The following is a 19,426-nucleotide window of genomic DNA, read 5'->3' as shown; positions in this document are numbered from 1 at the left end:
CTCAAATCGAAACCGCCCGCCCCTCCGCCACCGACCGCATCGCCGCGTCGGCGATCAGCAGTGCCTTCAGCCCGTCCTCGCCGGAGGGATCGAGCGGCGTGCCCGCCGCGACGCCGGCCAGAAAGGCCGCGATCTCGTTGGCATAGGCCTGCGTGTAGCGGGTCATGAAGAAGTCGAGCAGCGGTTCGCGGCGATAGCCGTCGGCGGTGGCGATCTCGACCGTCGTCGCGCGCAGGTTCTCCGCCGAGACCATGCCCTTCGAGCCCAGCACCTCGATGCGCTGGTCGTAGCCGTAGGTGGCGCGGCGCGAGTTGGAGATCTGGGCGATCTTGCCGGACGTCGTCGTCAGGATGATCGAGGCGCTGTCGAAGTCGCCGGCGGCGCCGATCTCGGGATCGACGAGGTTGGAGGCCGCGGCGAACACCGACACCGGCTCCTCGCCGAGCAGCCAGCGCGCCATGTCGAAATCGTGGATTGTCATGTCGCGGAACAGGCCGCCGGAGCGGCCGATGTAGGCGACGGGCGGCGGGGCGGGATCGCGCGAGGTGATCGACACCATCTCGACATCGCCGATCGCGCCCGCCTCGATGCGGCGGCGGACCTCGATGAAGTTCGGGTCGAAGCGGCGGTTGAAGCCGACCATCAGCTTCGCCCCGGTCTCGGCGACGACGGCGAGGCATTCGCGCACGCGGGTGACGCTGAGGTCGACCGGCTTCTCGCAGAAGATCGCCTTGCCGGCCCGCGCCGCCTGCTCGATCATCGTCGCGTGCATGTCGGTCGGCGTGGTGATCAGCACGGCGTCGATGTCGGTGGCAGCCATGATCGCGTCGACATCGCGCACTTCGGCGCCGGCTGCCGTGGCGAGCGCCTCGGCGGCGGCGGGCACCGCGTCGGCGACGGCGACGAGGATCGCCCCCGGCGTCGCGGCGATGGCGCCCGCGTGCACCTTGCCGATGCGCCCCGCGCCGAGCAGCCCGAGCCGCAATCCCGACCGCACTCCTGAACCAGCGCTCATCCCGTCCTCGCCTTGCCTGTTGTCCGCGCGTGCCGACACCGCGTTCGCAGCGTCGGGCGCATCTCGTGATGATATGGAATATTTATTTCGCGGACGCGCAGACTGTCAAGTGACGTTCCGGCGACATGGAGGGCCGCGAAGGCGGGCCGGGTACAGCTGCGAAGATTGCCATCATCCCGAAAATCCCGGCCGCCTCTCCCGCAGCGCTTGCTTCCGAATCAGCCCCGGAAATGCCGCACCGCGAGCAAAATGTTTGCACCGCCGAACGCATGGAGTGCCGGTCCTCGACCAGGATGCGATTACACCAACCGGCTCCGGTCGCCCTCCCCCGACACGGCCGGGCCCCTCCCCACCGGGATCAAAACCCGTCCGCCAATTTAGAACAAACATTCCATATTGACGTCCCGGGAAACACATGCTTCATTCTCGAGCACGCGCCGGCCGGCCCGATGACGGCCGGACCGGACACGACGCCGCGCCCATGCCGGCCCGTCCGGGCGGCCAGCCCGCGCTGGTGCCAGCCGATAGATCGCCGACAGGAGAACCGACCCATGCCGATGGCCCCGACCCGCGCGACGACGCTCGACGTGGTCACCATCGGCCGTTCGTCGGTGGATCTCTACGGCCAGCAGATCGGCTCCCGCCTCGAGGACATCACCTCGTTCGCGAAATCCGTCGGCGGCTGCCCGGCGAACATCGCCGTCGGCACCGCCCGGCTCGGCCTGAAATCGGCCCTCGTCACCCGCGTCGGCGCCGAGCAGATGGGCGGCTTCATCCGCGAGCAGCTCGTCCGCGAGGGCGTCGACGTCTCCGGCGTGGCGGTCGATCCGGATCGGCTCACCGCCCTCGTCATTCTCGCCGTCGAGGACGAGGGCGTCTCGCCGATGATCTTCTACCGCAGCGACTGCGCCGACATGGCGCTCGACGAGAGCGACATCGACGAGGCGCTGATCGCCTCCAGCGCCGCGATCGTCGTCACCGGCACGCATTTCTCGCGGCCGGCCAGCGACGCCGCCCAGCGCAAGGCGATCCGCATCGCCAAGGCCAGCGGCGGCAAGGTGGTGTTCGACATCGACTACCGGCCGAACCTCTGGGGCCTTGCCGGCCACGACGCCGGCTTTGCCCGCTACGTGAAGTCCGACCGCGTCTCCGGCCAGCTGCGCAGCGTCCTCGCCGACTGCGACCTCGTCGTCGGCACCGAGGAAGAGACCATGATCGCCTCGGGCGAGAGCGACGTGCTCGGCGCCCTGAAGGCGATCCGGGCGCTGACCGCCGCAACCGTGGTGCTGAAGCGCGGCTCGAAGGGCTGCATCGTCTACGACGGCCCGATCAGCGACGACCTCGAGGCCGGCATCGTCGGCGACGGCTTTCCGATCGAGGTCTACAACGTGCTCGGCGCCGGCGACGCCTTCATGTCCGGCTTCCTGCGCGGCTGGCTGAAGGGCGAGCCGCACGCGACCTCCGCCACCTGGGCGAACGCCTGCGGCGCCTTCGCGGTGTCGCGCCTGCTCTGCGCGCCCGAATACCCGACCTGGGACGAGCTCAGCCACTTCCTCGCGAACGGCAGCCGCTTCCGCGCCCTGCGCAAGGATCCGGACCTCAATCACATTCACTGGGCGACCACCCGCCGCGACCAGCCCGATCAGCTGATGGCGCTGGCGATCGACCACCGGATCCAGCTCGAGGAGGTCACCGACCGCCTCGGTGTCGACCGCGCCCGGATCGCCGATTTCAAGGTGCTCGCCGTCGAGGCCGCCGCCCGCGTCGCCGCCGGGCGCCGCGGCTTCGGCATGCTGCTCGATTCCACCCACGGCCAGAAGGCGCTGTTCGCGGCCGCCAAGCACGATTTCTGGATCGGCCGGCCGGTCGAGAAGCCGGGCTCGCGCCCGCTCGACTTCGACCAGCTGCCCGACCTCGGCAGCCACCTCACCGAATGGCCGATCGGCCACACCGTGAAGTGCCTCTGCTTCTACCATCCGGACGACAGCAACGAGCTGAAGGCCCGGCAGGAACGCGAACTGCTGCGCCTCGCCGACGCCGCCCGCACGGTCGGCCGCGAACTCCTCGTCGAGATCATCGCCGGCAAGCACGGGGCGCTCGATGCAGGCAGCGTCGCGGGCATCGTGCAGCGGCTCTACGACCTCGGCATCAAGCCGGACTGGTGGAAGCTCGAACCGCAGGCCGACGGCCTCGCCTGGGCCAACATCGAGGCGGTGATCCGTCGCAACGACCCCTACTGCCGCGGTATCGTGTTGCTGGGGCTGGAGGCGCCGGAGGACGAACTCGTCGCGGCCTTCGCCGCCGCGGCGACCAGCCCGCTGGTCAAGGGCTTTGCGGTCGGCCGCACCATCTTCGCCGACGCGGCGGCAAAATGGTTCGCCGGCGAGATCGACGACGCGGCGGCGATCGCCGACATGGCCCGCCGCTTCGGCGCGCTGGTCGGCGCCTGGCAGCAGGCGGCGCAGAGCCGCGCCGCTTGACGGACCGCCGGGGCAACCGGCGGCAGGACACTGATTTCGGGGATGGAAACATGAGCAGCACGATCCGCTTGACCATGGCCCAGGCGCTGGCGCGCTTCCTCGCCCGCCAGCAGACCGAGATCGACGGCGAGACGCTGCCGCTGTTCGGTGGCGTCTGGGCGATCTTCGGCCACGGCAACGTCGCCGGCCTCGGCGAGGCGCTCTACCCGCACCGCGACGCGCTGCCGACCTTCCGCGCCCACAACGAGCAGGGCATGGCCCATGCCGCCATCGCCTATGCCAAGGCGAACTTCCGCCGCCGCATGATGGCCGTCACCACCTCGATCGGCCCCGGCGCCACCAACCTCGTCACCGCCGCGGCGCTCGCCCACGTCAACCGCCTGCCGGTGCTGCTCTTGCCCGGCGACGTGTTCGCCAACCGCCGGCCGGACCCGGTGCTGCAGCAGGCGGAGGATTTCGGCGACGGCACCGTCACGGTCAACGACGTGTTCCGGCCGGTGTCGCGCTATTTCGACCGCATCACCCGGCCCGAGCAGATCATCCCGGCGCTGGGCCGCGCGATGCAGGTGCTGACCGACCCGGCCGAGTGCGGGCCGGTGACGCTGGCGCTGTGCCAGGACGTGCAGGCCGAAGCCTACGACTATCCCGAAGCCTTCTTCGAGCCGCGGATCTGGACGCCGCGCCGGGTGCGCCCGTCCGAGGACGAACTTTCCGCGGCGGTGCGCCTGCTGCGCGAGGCAAAACAGCCGCTGATCGTCGCCGGTGGCGGCGTGCTCTATTCGCAGGCCTCGAAGGCGATGGCGGCGTTCGCCGAAACCCACGGCATTCCCGTCACCGAGACCCAGGCCGGCAAGTCGTCGCTGCCGCACGACCACGCGCTGAACCTCGGCGCGATCGGCGTCACCGGCACCAGCGCCGCCAATGCGCTCGCCGAAGACGCCGACGTGGTGCTCGCCGTCGGCACCCGGCTGCAGGATTTCACCACCGGCTCCTGGGCGCTGTTCAAGCACGCCGGGGTCAAGCTGATCGGGCTCAACAGCCAGGCCTTCGACGCCGGCAAGCACCGCGCGCAGCCGCTGGTTTCCGATGCGCGCGCGGGCCTCGCCGAACTCTCCGCCGATCTCGCCGGCTGGCGCAGCCCCGCCGCCTGGACCGACCGCGCGGCGGCGGCGCGGCGCGACTGGCAACCGCTGGCGGACGCCGCCACCGCCCCGCGCAACGACGGGCTGCCGTCCGACGCCGAGGTGATCGGCGCGATCCAGCGCATCTCGGGCAGCGCCGCGACGCTGGTCTGCGCCTCGGGCGGGCTGCCGGGCGAACTGCACAAGCTCTGGCAGGCGGGCGCGCCGGGCAGCTATCACCTCGACTACGGCTTCAGCTGCATGGGCTACGAGATCGCTGGCGGGCTTGGCGTGAAGATGGCGAAGCCCGAGGCCGACGTCGTCGTCATGGTCGGCGACGGCAGCTACCTGATGATGAATTCGGAAATCGCGACCTCGGTGATGCTGGGGCTGAAGCTCACCATCGTCGTGCTCGACAACCGCGGCTACGGCTGCATCAACCGGCTGCAGATGGCGACCGGCGGCGCCAACTTCAACAATCTCCTCGCCGACACCCGCCATGTCGCCCTGCCCCCGATCGACTTCGCCGCCCACGCCGCCAGCCTCGGCGCTATCGCCGCGAAGGTCGGCTCCATCGCCGAACTCGAGGCCGGCCTGACGGCGGCGAAGTCGAACGATCGCACCACCGTCCTCGTCGTCGACACCGACCCGCTGATCACCACCGAGGCCGGCGGCCACTGGTGGGACGTCGCGGTGCCCGAGGTGAGCCCGCGGCCGGCGGTCGAAAAGGCCCGCGCGGGCTACGAGGCGGCGCTGGGAATGCAGCGGTCGGTCGGGTGACGGCGCCGCTTGCTCCATCCCTCCCCCTTGTGGGGAGGGTGGCGCCAAAGGCGCCGGGAGGGGTGCGGCCCCTCCGCAAAATTAGGCGCCGCCGTTGACCCCTCCCGACCCGGCCTTGCGGCCGGGCCACCCTCCCCACAAGGGGGAGGGATGGAGCAAGCGGCGCCGTCGGGAACAACCATATGGCCCACCATCAGGAGCAAGACCCGCGATGATCCGCATCGGTGCCAACCCGATCTGCTGGTCCAACGACGACATGATCGAGATCGGCGGCGACATCCCGCTGGAGCAGTGCCTCGCCGAAGCCGCCGAGATCGGCATCGAGGGCATGGAACTCGGCAACAAGTTTCCCAAGACCGCCCCGGCGCTGAAAGCCAAGCTCGCCGAGTTCGGCCTCGTCTTCGTCTCCGGCTGGTATTCGACCTTCCTGCTGGAGCGCGACGCCGACGCGGAGTTCGCGGCGGCGGCCGAGGCGATCGCGCTGCGCAAGGGCGCGGGCGCCGAGGTGCTGATCGTCTGCGAGTGCACCCGCACCGTGCACGGCGTGAAGTCGGCGCCGCTGTCGGCGCGGCCGGTGCTGACCGACGCCGAGTGGGCGGTGTTCCTGCCGCGGATGACGCGCTTTGCCGAACTCGTCGCGGGCGCCGGCCTCACCCTCGTCTACCACCACCACATGGGCACGGTGGTGCAGACCGAGGCCGAGATCGACCGCTTCATGGCCGGCACCGGCGCGGCGGTGAAGCTGCTGCTCGACACCGGCCACGCCACCTGGGGCGGCGCCGACCCGGTCCGCCTCGCCCGGCTCTACCGTGACCGGATCGGCCACATCCACACCAAGGACGTCCGCCAGGACGTCCGCGCCCGCTCCGAGGCCGGCGGCTGGTCGTTCCTCGATTCGGTGCTCGAAGGCGTCTACACGGTGCCGGGCGACGGCACGGTCGACTATGTCGCCGTGTTCCGCGAACTGCCGGACTATGCCGGCTGGGTGATCATCGAAGCCGAGCAGGACCCGGACAAGGCGCACCCAAAGACCTATGTGAAGATGGGCTACGACAATCTGGTGCGGTTTCTCGACGAGGCCGGGCTCAAGCGGGCGGCGTGAGGGGCGGTTTGTGGCTTGCCGTGCCGTCGTGCCCGGATTCCCGCCTGCGCGGGAATGACGATGGCGGGGTGGCTCGGCCCTGATCACCGTCATTCCCGCGCAGGCGGGAATCCCGGCACGACGGCGCGGCATCCTCCCCCGGAACGTCGCCATGCACACCACCAACCAGTTCGAGGCCGACCCGATGCCCAACCTCCTCGTCAAGCCATCCGCCGACCACGGCAGCCTGGTCCGCGTCACGCCGGAGAGCGCCGGCTGGACCTATGTCGGCTTCGAGGTGCTGAAGCTGGCGCCCGGCGAAACGGCGGGGGCGGACACCGGCGACCGCGAGGTCTGCCTCGTCATCGTCTCCGGCACGGCCAGCATCACGGCGGGGGACCTCGCCACCGGCGTGATCGGCGGCCGCACCTCGCCGTTCGAGGGCAAGCCGTTCTCGGTCTACGTGCCGGCCGGCAGCCGGTGGAGTGCGACGGCGGCGAGCGACCTCGTGCTCGCCGTCTGCTCGGCGCCCGGCGTCGCCGGCGCCCGGCCGCCGCGGCTGATCCACCCCGACACGCTGCATCAGGAAACCCGCGGCAAGGGCACCAACGTCCGCCACGTCACCAACATCCTGCCCGAATGGGAGCCGGCGGACGGGCTGCTCGTCGTCGAGGTGATCACTCCGGGCGGCCACACCTCGAGCTACCCGCCGCACAAGCACGACCGCGACGACCTGCCGGCGGAATCGCTGCTCGAGGAGACCTACTACCACCGCCTGAACCCGCCGCAGGGCTTCGCCTTCCAGCGCGTCTACACCGACGACCGCAGCCTCGACGAGACGATGGCGGTCGAGGACGGCGACGTGACGCTGGTGCCGCGCGGCTACCACCCCTGCGCCGCGATCCACGGCTACGACCTCTATTATCTCAACGTGATGGCCGGTCCGAAGCGGACCTGGAAGTTCTACAACGCCCCCGAGCACGCGTGGCTCCTGAAGGGGTGAGCCGCTGAAGCGGTAGGCCGCTGATCGCGAGCCCCGGCCCGTCCGACCGGCCAGGCCCGGGCTTTCCCCTCGTCCTTCGAGACAGCCGCTGCGCGGCTTTCCCAGGATGAGGAGAAAGGGCAAGCATCTGCAATAAAAAGAGAAAATCTCGAAGGCCTCATCCTGAGGAAGGCGCGTAGCGCCTGTCTCGAAGGACGAGGCCGGGCGCACCGGCTCGCGTATTCTGTCGCCAAACCTGTCGGCGATCGCAATTGCTAGCCAATCAGGGTCCAGCCACGCCGGCCAACCCGAAAGCCCAGATTTTCACCATTTGTCGCCTCGATTGCAGGCATTCTCCATACGGGAATGTGATTTTCTGTATACCAAACTTGCGACTGATGGCGCACCAGATCGTCGCTCAGGGCCCGATTTTGGACCACCCCTGAGCAGGGTCCAAAAAGCGATTGTTCCGGATAGTCTCCAGAAATCAAGGAGCTTCGCGCATCACGCGGCCAGTTGAACCCGGCGTTTCGCCGCCGGGTGCGGGGTCCCAATGGTGCCAAACTCGCGCAGGGGATACAGAATGGCACACCGCCTGCATACCAGATCGCATCAGGCCGCCCCCTGATCCGGTCTCCGGCGATGGCGCGGCCGCGAAATGACGGACCCGCGCATGACGCCGACGCCCGACCAGTCCCTTGACGACCAGCCCGCCCGGCGGCCGCTGCGGCTGGAGCTGCGCGGCATCCGCAAGGCCTATCCGGCGGTCGTCGCCAACGACGGCGTCGATCTCGCCGTCGCGCCGGGCGAGATCCATGCCGTCGTCGGCGAAAACGGCGCCGGCAAGTCGACGCTGATGAAGATCATCTACGGCATGGTCCGGCCCGACGCCGGCGAGATGCTGTGGGAGGGCCGCGAGGCCGAGGTGCGCTCGCCGGTCGACGCGCAGCGGCTCGGCATCGGCATGGTGTTCCAGCATTTCGCGCTGTTCGAAACGCTCACCGTCGCCGAGAACATCGCGCTCGCCACCCCCGGCCGCCCGGCGATCGCCGACCTTGCGCCGCGCATCGCTGAGCTTGCCACCCGCTACGGCCTGCCCGTCGACCCGATGCGCCGGGTGCACTCGATGTCGGTCGGCGAGCGTCAGCGCGTCGAGATCATCCGGGCCCTGCTGCAGTCGCCGCGCCTGCTGATCATGGACGAGCCGACCTCGGTGCTCACGCCGCAGGCGGTGCGCCGGCTGTTCGAGACGCTGCGCCAGCTCGCGGCTGAAGGCTGCAGCATCCTCTACATCAGCCACAAGCTGGACGAGATCCGCGAGCTCTGCGAGCGGGCGACGATCCTGCGCGGCGGCAAGGTGGTCGGCATCTGCGATCCGCGCGCCGAGACCCCCGCCTCGCTCGCCCGCGCGATGATCGGCGCCGAGCTGCCCGGCTTCCGCGACGCCGCCGCCCGCTCCCCCGGTGCGATGCGACTCACCGTCACCAACCTCTCGAAGCCCGCCGACGGCCCGTTCGGCACGGCCTTGGGCGGCATCTCGCTCGGCGTCCGCGCCGGCGAGATCCTCGGCATCGCCGGCGTCTCCGGCAACGGCCAGAAGGAGCTGCTCGCGGCGCTTTCCGGCGAGGCGCGCAGCGCGGATGCCACCACGGTGGCGATCGACGGTGCGCCCGCCGGCCACCTCGCCCCCGCCGCGCGCCGCCGCCTGGGTCTTGCCTATGTGCCCGAGGACCGGCAGGGCCAGGGCGCGATCCCGGTGCTCACCCTCAGCGAAAACGCTCTGCTCACTGCCGCCCGGCAGGGCCTCACCCGGCACGGGCTGGTGCAGTTCGGCAAGCTGCGCGCCTATGCCGAACGCTGCATTTCGAGCTTCGACGTCCGCTGCGGCGGGCCGGACGCCGCCGCCGGCAGCCTGTCGGGCGGCAATCTGCAGAAATTCATCGTCGGCCGCGAGGTGCTGCAGGAACCCGGCGTGCTGGTCGTCGCCCAGCCGACCTGGGGCGTCGACGTCGGCGCCGCCGTCGCCATCCGCCAGGCGCTGATCGACCGCGCCGCGGCCGGCGCCGCCGTGCTGGTCGTCTCCGAGGAGCTCGACGAGCTGTTCGAGATCGCCGACCGCATCGCCGTCATCGCCGGCGGCCGCCTGTCGCCGGCCTATCCCGCCCGCCTCGTCGACCGCGACGCGATCGGCCTCGCCATGACCGGCACCTTCCCGCCGGTTCCGGGCGACGCCGCGCCGGTTCCGCATCCCCCGACGCCGGAGGCCGCCCATGCCGCTGCGCCTTGAACGACGCCCGCAGCCCTCGACGGCGATGGTCTATGCCGCGCCGCTGATCGCCGTCGGCGCCACCGTGATCGTCGCACTGGTGATCTTCGCCGCCGCCGGCCACGCGCCGCTCGACGCCCTCGTCATGTTCGTCACCGGCCCGGTGCAGGACCGCTACGGCGTCGGCGAGTGGCTGCTGAAGGCGACGCCGCTGATCCTGATCGCGGTCGGCCTCACCGTCGGTTTCCGCGCCGGGGTGTGGAACGTCGGCGCCGAGGGCCAGCTCATCCTCGGCGTCATCGCCTCCGGCTGGCTGGCGCTGAAATTCGGCCCCGGCGGCAGCCCACTCTTGCTGCCGGCCATGATCGTCGCCGGCGGGCTCGCCGGTGCCGCCTGGGCGGCGATCCCGGCGCTGCTGCGCACGCGCTTCAACGCCAACGAGATCCTCGTCAGCCTGATGTTCAACTATGTCGCCCAGCTCTGGCTGAGCTGGCTGGTGTTCGGCATGTGGCGCGACCCAGCGGGCTTCAATTTTCCGCAGTCCGAGCCGCTTGCCCCCGCCGCGCTCTATCCGATCATCCTCGAGGATACCCGCCTCAACATCGGCCTCTGGATCGCGCTCGCCGCCGTGCTCGCCGGCTGGGTGCTGCTGTCGCGCAGCTACATCGGCTTCCAGCTGAAAGTCACCGGCCTTTCCGACGCCGCCGCCCGCTATGCCGGCTTCTCCACCCGCCGCGCCGTCTGGCTCGGCATGCTGGCGGGCGGACTGACGGCCGGTATCGCCGGCGTCGGCGAGATTGCCGGCCCGCTCGGCCAGATCTTCCCGACCGCCTCGCCCGGCTACGGCTACGCCGCGATCATCGTCGCCTTCCTCGGCCGGCTGCACCCGATCGGCATCGTCTTCTCCGGCCTGCTGCTGTCGCTGCTCTACCTCTCCGGCGACACCGCGCAGATGTCGCTCGGCCTGCCCTCGTCCATCACCGGCCTGTTCCAGGGCATGATGCTGTTCTTCCTGCTCGCCGCCGACGTGCTGATCTTCTACCGCATCCGCCGCCGCCCGGCCGCCGCTCCCGCAGCAGCCCCCGTTGCTTCTGCCACTATCGCGGAGGCAGCCCCATGAACGGCCTCCTTCCCATCCTGATCGCGACGCTCGTCGCCGGCACGCCGCTGGTCTACGCGGCGCTCGGCGAACTCGTCACCGAACGCTCCGGCGTGCTCAACCTCGGCGTCGAGGGCATGATGCTGGTCGGCGCCATCGCCGCCTTCGCCGTCGCCTACCACACCGGCAGCGTGCCGCTCGCGGTGCTCGCCGGCGCCGCAGCCGGCATAGGCATGGCGCTGCTGTTCGGCCTGCTCGCGATCAGCTTCAAGGCGAACCAGGTCGCCGCGGGCCTCGCCCTGGCGATCTTCGGCGGGGGCCTCAGCTCCTATCTCGGCAAGTCCTATGTCGGCATGGCGCTGGTGATCCCGCAGTCGCAGCTCTCCGCGGCGGCTGCCGACATCCCGGTGCTCGGCGCCCTGCTCGGTCCGCTGCATCCGCTCGTCTGGCTGTCGTGGCTGGTGTTCGCCGCCATCGCCTGGTTCCTCTACCGCAGCCGCGCCGGCCTCGTCTTGCGCGCCGTCGGCGAATCCCCCTCGGCCGCGCATGCCATCGGCTATCCGGTGATCCGCATCCGCTATGCGGCGACGGCGTTCGGCGGCGCGATGGCCGGCATCGCCGGCGCCTATGTCTCGGTGATCTACACCGCGCTCTGGACCGAGGGCCTCGTCGCGGGGCGCGGCTGGATCGCCGTCGCCCTCGTCGTCTTCGCCACCTGGCGGCCGGAGCGCTGCATCCTCGGCGCCTACCTCTTCGGCGGCGTCACCACGGCGCAGCTGTTCGCGCAGGGCGCCGGCGTCGCCGTGCCGTCGGAGCTGATGTCGGCGCTGCCCTATCTCGCCACCGTCCTCGTCCTCGTCCTCATCTCCCGCGACGAGACGCTGATCCGCCTCAACCTGCCCGCCTCGCTCGGCAAACCGTTCGACGCCGAAGGCTGAGCACCCGTTTTCCGGGCGCGGCCGGCATCCGGCCGTCGCCCCAAGAGCAACAACAGACGCCCCGCATCCGCAACCGAACCAGAGGGACCAGACCCATGCAGTCCACGTTCACCCGCCGCCGCTTCCTCGGCACCGCCGCCGCCGGCTCGCTCGCCGCCGCCACCGGCTTCCGCCCCGCCTTCGCACAGGACGAGGTGCTGAAGGTCGGCGTCATCCACATGGGCGCCATTTCCGACACCGGCTGGGAATACTTCCAGGCCGAAGCCTGGCGCAAGCTGAAGGCGAACTATGGTGACAAGGTCGAGGTCACCGTGCTCGAGAACATCGCCCAGATTCAGGATTGCGAGCGCCTGTTCCGCCAGCTCGCCACCACCGGCCACAAGCTGATCTTCGGCACCACCTTCTCGCAGTACGCCTCGCTGAAGAAGCTGGCGCCGTCGCTCGGCAAGGCGCACTTCGAGTGCTGCGCCGGCATCGAGGCCGGCCCGAACCTCGGCGTGTTCGAAGCCAAGCACTTCGAGGGGACCTACCTCACCGGCATCGCCGCCGGCCGCATGACGAAGTCGAACGTGCTCGGCTGGGTCGGCGCCTTCCCGGTGCCGCAGGTGGTCTACTCGCTGAACGCCTTCCTGCTCGGCGCGCGCAGCGTCAACCCCGAGGCGACGCTGAAGGTGGTGTGGGCCAACGCCTGGGTCGACCCCGGCAAGGAGAAGGACGCCGTCGCCGCCCTCGTCGCACAGGGCGCCGACGTGATCTCCGGCAGCCCGAACACCCCCGTGCAGGGCCTCGCCGCCGAGGAAAAGGGCGTCTGGTCGATCGGCAGCACCGGCGACTTCTCCGCCTACGTCAAGAAGGCGCAGCTCTGCTCCTTCGAGCTCGACTGGAGCGCGGCGCACATCGAGGCGGCCGAAGGCGTGATCAACGGCACCTGGGCGCCGACGAGCCGCTGGCGCGGCCTCGGACCCGGCGGCTTCGTCAAGATGACCACCGCCAGCCCCGAGCTGCCCGAATCCGTCGCCGCCGAGATGGCGGCTGCCGAGGCCGCGATCATCGCCGGCACGCTGCACCCCTTTGCCGGCCCGGTGAAGGATCAGTCTGGCACCGTGCGCTTTGCCGCCGGCGCCACCCCGGGCGACGACGAGCTGAAGGGCATGAACTGGCTGGTCGAAGGCGTCCAGGGCACCCTGCCCAGCGCCGGCTGACGCTCCGGCCTAGCCTGCCAAAGGCACCGCGATGCGCGGCCGCCCTCATCCTGACGAAGCCCGAACGGGCTGTCTCGAAGGACGAGGGCGGCCCCGCCCGGCGCCTGCGCCCGCGGCACCCCCGACCTCCACTCCCCGCCGCGCGGACAAGTACGCGCGGCGGCGCTATCGTCCAGACCGGCGTTCGCCCGAATCGAGGAAGCCCGTGACCCTTTCAGCCCCCGCCCCGTCGTCCGCCATCGACGCGCTCTTCACCAACGCCCGGCTGCCGGACGGCCGCCTGGTCGCGATCGCCGTCGGCGGCGGCCGCTTCGTCTCCTTCGGCGAGACGCCCGCGACGGACGCCGGCGTGCCGGTCACCGACCTCGGCGGCGCGCTGGTCTCGCCGAGTTTCGTCGAGGGCCACATCCACCTCGACACCAGCTTCATCGGCGACGTCTGGAAGCCGCACCGCCCCTGCACCAACGGCTTCGACGTGCGCGAACGCGTCGCCTTCCAGATGGACCTGCTCAGCACCGCCGCGCCGATGGCGCACCGCGCCCGGGCGCAGCTCGAGCTCTGCGTCGCCAACGGCACCCTGCGCATGCGCAGCCACGTCATGATCGACGGCTCGGTCGGCCTGAAGCATCTCGAACCGGTCCTCGAAGTGCGCGAGGCCGCGCGCGACCTGATCGACATCCAGCTCGTCGCCTTCCCGCAGAGCGGCATCCTCACCTGCCCCGGCACGGCCGAGGTGATGGACGAAGCGATCGCCGCCGGCTGCGACCTCGTCGGCGGCCTCGACCCGGCGATCGTCGACCGCGACATCGAAAAACACCTCGACGTCGTCTTCGGCATCGCCGAGAAGCGCGGCGTCGGCGTCGACATCCATCTGCATGACGCGCACATGCTGGGCGTGTTCGAGATCGAGCAGATCGCCGCCCGCACCGCGGCGCTCGGCATGCAGGGCCACGTCGCCGTCAGCCACGCCTATGCCCTCGGCGAGGTCTCCACCGACCAGGCGAAGCGCACCGCCGACATAATCGCCAAGGCCGGCGTCGCCATCATGACCAACGCCCCCGGCGCGCACGGCTTCCCGCCCGTCACCCTGCTCCGCGCCGCCGGCGTCACCGTGTTCTCCGGCAGCGACAACATCCGCGACAGCTGGTGGCCCTATGGCGACGGCGACATGCTGAGCCGCGCCAACATCATCGGCTACCGCTCCGGCTTCTACACTGACGCGGAGCTGGAAAGCGTCTTCGACGTCGTCACCACCGCCGGCGCCACGGCGCTGCGCCTCGGCGACTACGGCCTCGTCCCCGGCGCCTCCGCAGACTTCGTCGTCATCCCCGCCGCCCACGTCCCGGAAGCCGTCGCCGCCCTGCCGCGCGAGCGCAAGGTCTACCGGCGGGGCAAGCTGGTGGCGGAAGGCGGCAAGCTGGTCGCCTGAAACCGGCGAGGATCTTCCGCAGCGTCCGCGTCGAGCGCGAGGCGCCTCGCCCGAGCCGGCGAGCGCTCCTCACAAAAAAGCGGCGGCAGAAAACTCTGCCGCCGCTTTTTCACGTCTGGCGCAGCCGGGCGTTCCTGCTCAGGCCGCCGCGGCCTGCCCGAGCGAGGCCATATCGATGACGAAGCGGTACTTGACGTCGCTCTTCAGCATGCGCGCGTAGGCCGCCTCGATATCCTGAATCTGGATCAGCTCGATATCGGAGACGATGCCGTGCTCGGCGCAGAAGTCGAGCATCTCCTGCGTCTCGGCGATGCCGCCGATCAGCGAGCCCGCGAAGTTGCGACGCTTGAAGATCAGGCTGAAAGCGGCGACCGAGAGCGGCTTTTCCGGCGCCCCGACCTGGGTCATCGTGCCGTCGCGCTTCAGGAGGCCGAGGTAGGCGTTCACGTCGTGGTCGGCCGCGACGCAGTCGAGGATGAAGTCGAAGCTGTTCGCATGCGCGGCCATCTCGTCATCGTTCTTCGAGATGATCACCTCGTCCGCCCCGAGCCGCTTGGCGTCCTCGACCTTGCCGGGCGAGGTGGTGAAGAGCACGACATGCGCGCCGAGCGCCTTGGCGATCTTGAGCCCCATGTGGCCGAGCCCGCCGAGGCCAACGATGCCGACCTTCTGGCCGGGACCGACCTTCCAGTGCTTCAGCGGCGAATAGGTGGTGATGCCGGCGCAGAGCAGCGGTGCCACCGCGGCGAGGTCGACCCCCTCGGGGATCCGCAGCACGAAGCCCTCGTCGACGACGATCGCCTGCGAATAGCCGCCGAAGGTGACCTTGCCGGTCTCCTTCTCGATGCCGTTATAGGTGCCGATGAAACCCTTCTCGCAATACTGCTCGAGACCCTCGGCGCAGCTCGGGCAATCCTGGCACGACCCGACCAGGCAGCCGACGCCGGCGAGATCGCCGACCTTGAACCTGGTCACCTCGGAGCCAACCGCCGATACCTTGCCGACGATCTCGTGACCGGGCAGGCAGGGATAGATCGTGTTGCCCCATTCGTTGCGGGCGGTGTGCAGGTCCGAATGGCAGACGCCGCAGTAGTGGATGTCGATGGCGACGTCGCGCGGGCCCGGATCGCGGCGCTCGAAGCTGAAGGGGCCGAGCGGCTGGTCGGCATTTGACGTGGCAAAGCCTTGGCAGACGAACATGGGAGTTCCTTCGCGCTGGAATGAATTGGGGGAAGACAGCCCGGACCGGAGTCCGGCTGGCGCTAGGTGCAACCGATACGCCGCGATCGGCGGGTGGTCCAAGGTTTAACGCGGAAGTGACGGTGAAGTGATCGGCGGGATCAGCTCGGCAGGCCGGGCCTCGCCCTGCGCGCCCTGCCCCTGCAGGTGAGGAACGAGGCTGCCGATCCGGCCTCCGGCGCGGGCGTGGGGCAACCATCGTGGTTTAGCCCGGCGGCTTCGGCTGCGGCGGTGGGCTGGGCCCATGGACGAGGGGTGACCCGCAGCTTGAAGCAGGAGACCTGTACCCCCTCCTTCTCTCGATCTTGCACCCACTTTCCCTGCGGCGGCCTTCTCCAGAGGCATCCCCTCCGGCGGCGGGCCTGCTCTGCCATGTACCCTCTTTGTTCCCGCACGTCGTCGCCTATTCGAACGCAGTTTCACCCCGCGTGGCTTTTGGCCATTCGGGGTGTTGGTCGGTTTGGGCTGTGTGGAGATCGTGGTTTGTGTGTATTGAGAAGCCGGACGTTCCCTTTATGGGGTCATGTCCGTCTCGTGAGATTTTCGTGTTCCTCTGATCTTTGCAGGCCTGGCGGTGACCTACTCTCCCGCGTCTTGAGACGAAGTACCATTGGCGCTGGGGCATTTCACGGCCGAGTTCGGGATGGGATCGGGTGCAGGGTCCCCGCTATGGCCACCAGGCCGGCGAAGATCAGAGGCTGGTCGGGCGGCATCGATTGATGCGGCCTGTGTTGTGCCCTCTGGGGCAGATCGTATCGGTAATTCAGAGCTCGCATGGCACTCCCGTTCGACCGACGAGGTCGAACCCGAGCGAAGAGCGAGGCGCCGCGCAAGCGGCGTGCCTTCTCGACAAACAAGTTCGACCTTTTGGTCGAACCCGAGCGAAGAGCGAGGCGCCGCTAGCGGCGTTTCGTCCTGATCGAGGATCAGGACAACCAACAATGGACGTTGATAATGAGAGCGATGAAGCCGGTCGAGCTATTAGTACCGGTAAGCTTCACATGTTGCCATGCTTCCACACCCGGCCTATCGACGTGGTGGTCTACCACGGCTCTGATAGGGAGGACTCGTTTTGAGGTTAGTTTCCCGCTTAGATGCCTTCAGCGGTTATCTAGTCCGCACTTAGCTACCCTGCAATGCGGCTGGCGCCACAACAGGTCCACCAGAGGTGCGTCCATCCCGGTCCTCTCGTACTAGGGACAGATCCTCTCAATACTCCTACACCCACGGCAGATAGGGACCGAACTGTCTCACGACGTTCTGAACCCAACTCACGTACCACTTTAATCGGCGAACAGCCGAACCCTTGGGACCTTCTCCAGCCCCAGGATGTGATGAGTCGACATCGAGGTGCCAAACGATGCCGTCGATATGGACTCTTGGGCATCATCAGCCTGTTATCCCCGGCGTACCTTTTATCCGTTGAGCGATGGCCCTTCCACGAGGGACCACCGGATCACTATGGCCGACTTTCGTCTCTGCTCGACGTGTCAGTCTCGCAGTCAGGCAGGCTTATGCCATTGCACTCGCCGAACGATTTCCGACCGTTCTGAGCCTACCTTCGCGCGCCTCCGTTACTCTTTGGGAGGCGACCGCCCCAGTCAAACTACCCACCACACACTGTCCCGGACCCTGCTACAAGGGCCGCGGTTAGACAGTCATGACGATAAGGGTGGTATTTCAAGGATGGCTCCACGCAAGCTGACGCCTGCGCTTCAAAGCCTACCACCTATCCTACACATGCCGACACGAATGCCAGTGTGAAGCTATAGTAAAGGTGCACGGGGTCTTTCCGTCTGACCGCAGGAACCCCGCATCTTCACGGGGAATTCAATTTCACTGAGCCTGTGCTGGAGACAGCGGGGAAGTCGTTACGCCATTCGTGCAGGTCGGAACTTACCCGACAAGGAATTTCGCTACCTTAGGACCGTTATAGTTACGGCCGCCGTTTACCGGGGCTTCAATTCGGAGCTTGCACCCCTCCTTTTAACCTTCCGGCACCGGGCAGGCGTCAGACCCTATACGTCGCCTTACGGCTTCGCAGAGCCCTGTGTTTTTGCTAAACAGTCGCCACCCCCTGGTCTGTGCCCCTCCATACCGGTTGCCCGATATGAAGGCCTCCTTCTCCCGAAGTTACGGAGGCAATTTGCCGAGTTCCTTCAGCACAGTTCGCTCAAACGCCTTGGTATACTCTACCAGTCCACCTGTGTCGGTTTCGGGTACGATCTGATGTGGGGGCTATTTCCTGGAACAGCGTCGAAGCAGGTCCAATCCAGTAAGGACCTACAACACAAGCCATCCGTCACCACCCACTGGTTCAGGAATATTCACCTGATTCCCATCGACTACGCCTTTCGGCCTCGCCTTAGGGGTCGACTAACCCTGCGCAGATTAGCTTTACGCAGGAACCCTTGGACTTTCGGCGAGGGTGTCTCTCACACCCTTTCTCGTTACTCATGTCAGCATTCTCACTTCCGATACCTCCACGGCGCCTCACGGCTACCGCTTCACAGGCCTACGGAACGCTCCGCTACCGCGTGATCCGTAAGGATCACACCCGCAGCTTCGGTGGACGGCTTGAGCCCCGTTACATTGTCCGCGCAAGAACCCTTGTTTAGACCAGTGAGCTGTTACGCTTTCTTTAAATGATGGCTGCTTCTAAGCCAACATCCTGGTTGTTTTGGGATTCTCACATCGTTTCACACTTAGCCGTCACTTGGGGACCTTAGCTGGCGGTCAGGGTTGTTTCCCTCTTCACGACGGACGTTAGCACCCGCCGTGTGACTGCCGAATAGTACTCCCTGGTATTCGGAGTTTGGTTGGGATCGGTAAGACTGTAGGTCCCCCTTGCCCATCCAGTGCTCTACCCCCAGGGGTATTCGTTCGACGCTCTACCTAAATAGATTTCGCGGAGAACCAGCTATTTCGAGGTTTGATTGGCCTTTCACCCCTAGCCACAACTCATCCCCGGCTTTTTCAACAGACGTGGGTTCGGCCCTTCAGTGCGTGTTACCGCACCTTCAGCCTGGTCATGGCTAGATCACCTCGTTTCGGGTCTAATTCAACGAACTTGACGCCCTATTCAGACTCGCTTTCGCTACGCCTACACCTACCGGCTTAAGCTTGCTCGTTAAACTAAGTCGCTGACCCATTATACAAAAGGTACGCAGTCACCCAGGACGAACCTTGGGCTCCTACTGTTTGTAGGCATCCGGTTTCAGGAACTGTTTCACTCCCCTCGTCGGGGTGCTTTTCACCTTTCCCTCACGGTACTGGTTCACTATCGGTCGCTGAGGAGTACTTAGGCTTGGAGGGTGGGCCCCCCATGTTCAGACAGGATTTCACGTGTCCCGCCCTACTCAAGTCCTCGCAGTTCCATTACCCGTACGGGGCTATCACCCATTGATGCCCGCCTTTCCAGACGGTTCCGGTTAAAAACTGTGAGGCACTGGCCTGGTCCGCGTTCGCTCGCCACTACTAGCGGAGTCTCGGTTGATGTCCTTTCCTCCGGGTACTTAGATGTTTCAGTTCCCCGGGTTCGCCTCTAACCCCCTATTTTATTCAGGGGCAGATACCTTCATGTGACAACTGAAGATCCAAGACCGGGATCGCTCCCGGACTTGCAACTTCAGCCGTCGAAGGTGGGTTTCCCCATTCGGAGATCGTCGGATCAAAGCTTGTTCGCAGCTCCCCGACGCTTATCGCAGCGTACCACGTCCTTCATCGCCTCTCAGCGCCTAGGCATCCACCAGATGCCCTTCTTTCACTTGATCGCTCTCATTATCGACGTCCAT

11 protein-coding genes and 2 rRNA genes are annotated in these 19,426 nt (G+C 67.7%); 9 read left to right on the top strand and 4 right to left on the bottom strand.

Translation table 11 applies throughout. The annotated features are described in order from the left end of the window. Nucleotide 1: 1 nt before the first annotated feature. A complete protein-coding gene (gene iolG, locus I5731_RS02225) occupies nt 2-1,015 on the bottom strand; it encodes an inositol 2-dehydrogenase (protein WP_197309731.1) in 1,014 nt (337 codons plus the stop codon). A gap of 551 nt (nt 1,016-1,566) precedes the next feature. On the opposite strand from iolG, the gene I5731_RS02220 reads away from it, so the two are divergent. The 9 genes from I5731_RS02220 (at nt 1,567) to I5731_RS02180 (ending at nt 14,393) form a co-directional block, all read left to right on the top strand. Then, complete coding sequence (locus I5731_RS02220; protein WP_197309730.1) at nt 1,567-3,495, top strand: bifunctional 5-dehydro-2-deoxygluconokinase/5-dehydro-2-deoxyphosphogluconate aldolase; 1,929 nt, start codon at nt 1,567-1,569, stop codon at nt 3,493-3,495. A gap of 50 nt (nt 3,496-3,545) precedes the next feature. Further along, nucleotides 3,546-5,396 (top strand): 3D-(3,5/4)-trihydroxycyclohexane-1,2-dione acylhydrolase (decyclizing), encoded by a 1,851-nt coding sequence (gene iolD / locus I5731_RS02215; RefSeq protein ID WP_197309729.1) that lies wholly within the window; start codon nt 3,546-3,548, stop codon nt 5,394-5,396. A gap of 211 nt (nt 5,397-5,607) precedes the next feature. Continuing rightward, nucleotides 5,608-6,498: a myo-inosose-2 dehydratase gene (iolE, locus tag I5731_RS02210; protein ID WP_197309728.1), complete on the top strand. Its 891-nt coding sequence runs from the start codon at nt 5,608-5,610 to the stop codon at nt 6,496-6,498. A gap of 184 nt (nt 6,499-6,682) precedes the next feature. Further along, nucleotides 6,683-7,480 carry a 5-deoxy-glucuronate isomerase gene (iolB, locus tag I5731_RS02205; protein ID WP_197310143.1) on the top strand — a complete coding sequence of 266 codons (798 nt, stop codon included), beginning with the start codon at nt 6,683-6,685 and terminating at the stop codon, nt 7,478-7,480. Nucleotides 7,481-8,132: 652 nt separating this feature from the next. Next, nucleotides 8,133-9,746: an ABC transporter ATP-binding protein gene (locus I5731_RS02200; RefSeq protein WP_197309727.1), complete on the top strand. Its 1,614-nt coding sequence runs from the start codon at nt 8,133-8,135 to the stop codon at nt 9,744-9,746. Then, nucleotides 9,730-10,845 carry an ABC transporter permease gene (locus I5731_RS02195; RefSeq protein WP_197309726.1) on the top strand — a complete coding sequence of 372 codons (1,116 nt, stop codon included), beginning with the start codon at nt 9,730-9,732 and terminating at the stop codon, nt 10,843-10,845. Before I5731_RS02200 ends, I5731_RS02195 begins: the two co-directional genes overlap by 17 nt. Further along, nucleotides 10,842-11,762: an ABC transporter permease gene (locus I5731_RS02190; RefSeq protein WP_197309725.1), complete on the top strand. Its 921-nt coding sequence runs from the start codon at nt 10,842-10,844 to the stop codon at nt 11,760-11,762. The genes I5731_RS02195 and I5731_RS02190 overlap by 4 nt, the downstream gene beginning before the upstream one ends. A gap of 95 nt (nt 11,763-11,857) precedes the next feature. Then, on the top strand, nt 11,858-12,964 hold the full coding sequence (locus I5731_RS02185; protein WP_197309724.1) for a BMP family ABC transporter substrate-binding protein: 1,107 nt from the start codon (nt 11,858-11,860) through the stop codon (nt 12,962-12,964). A gap of 205 nt (nt 12,965-13,169) precedes the next feature. Next, entirely contained in the window at nt 13,170-14,393 is a 1,224-nt protein-coding gene (locus I5731_RS02180; protein WP_328837970.1) for an amidohydrolase family protein, read from the top strand. A gap of 138 nt (nt 14,394-14,531) precedes the next feature. Here I5731_RS02180 and I5731_RS02175 read toward each other — a convergent pair whose 3' ends face one another. The 3 genes from I5731_RS02175 to I5731_RS02165 all read right to left on the bottom strand — a co-directional run bounded on the left by I5731_RS02175 (nt 14,532) and on the right by I5731_RS02165 (nt 19,405). After that, nucleotides 14,532-15,593 (bottom strand): NAD(P)-dependent alcohol dehydrogenase, encoded by a 1,062-nt coding sequence (locus tag I5731_RS02175; protein ID WP_197309722.1) that lies wholly within the window; start codon nt 15,591-15,593, stop codon nt 14,532-14,534. 605 nt (nt 15,594-16,198) lie between these two features. Next, a 5S ribosomal RNA gene (gene rrf / locus I5731_RS02170) occupies nt 16,199-16,313 on the bottom strand. A gap of 279 nt (nt 16,314-16,592) precedes the next feature. Beyond that, a 23S ribosomal RNA gene (locus I5731_RS02165) occupies nt 16,593-19,405 on the bottom strand. Nucleotides 19,406-19,426: the final 21 nt, after the last annotated feature.

This window comes from Methylobrevis albus (assembly GCF_015904235.1).
GTDB classification, from domain to species: domain Bacteria; phylum Pseudomonadota; class Alphaproteobacteria; order Rhizobiales; family Pleomorphomonadaceae; genus Methylobrevis_A; species Methylobrevis_A albus.
Note: the sequence above shows the minus strand (reverse complement) of the source record. Positions and strands in the feature narration are given on the sequence as shown.

What these genes read in the sequence shown, in the direction of transcription:
- iolG (WP_197309731.1), bottom strand. Translation starts at nt 1,015, where the DNA reads ATGAGCGCTGGTTCAGGAGTGCGGTCGGGATTGCGGCTCGGGCTGCTC.
- I5731_RS02220 (WP_197309730.1), top strand. Translation starts at nt 1,567, where the DNA reads ATGCCGATGGCCCCGACCCGCGCGACGACGCTCGACGTGGTCACCATC.
- iolD (WP_197309729.1), top strand. Translation starts at nt 3,546, where the DNA reads ATGAGCAGCACGATCCGCTTGACCATGGCCCAGGCGCTGGCGCGCTTC.
- iolE (WP_197309728.1), top strand. Translation starts at nt 5,608, where the DNA reads ATGATCCGCATCGGTGCCAACCCGATCTGCTGGTCCAACGACGACATG.
- iolB (WP_197310143.1), top strand. Translation starts at nt 6,683, where the DNA reads ATGCCCAACCTCCTCGTCAAGCCATCCGCCGACCACGGCAGCCTGGTC.
- I5731_RS02200 (WP_197309727.1), top strand. Translation starts at nt 8,133, where the DNA reads ATGACGCCGACGCCCGACCAGTCCCTTGACGACCAGCCCGCCCGGCGG.
- I5731_RS02195 (WP_197309726.1), top strand. Translation starts at nt 9,730, where the DNA reads ATGCCGCTGCGCCTTGAACGACGCCCGCAGCCCTCGACGGCGATGGTC.
- I5731_RS02190 (WP_197309725.1), top strand. Translation starts at nt 10,842, where the DNA reads ATGAACGGCCTCCTTCCCATCCTGATCGCGACGCTCGTCGCCGGCACG.
- I5731_RS02185 (WP_197309724.1), top strand. Translation starts at nt 11,858, where the DNA reads ATGCAGTCCACGTTCACCCGCCGCCGCTTCCTCGGCACCGCCGCCGCC.
- I5731_RS02175 (WP_197309722.1), bottom strand. Translation starts at nt 15,593, where the DNA reads ATGTTCGTCTGCCAAGGCTTTGCCACGTCAAATGCCGACCAGCCGCTC.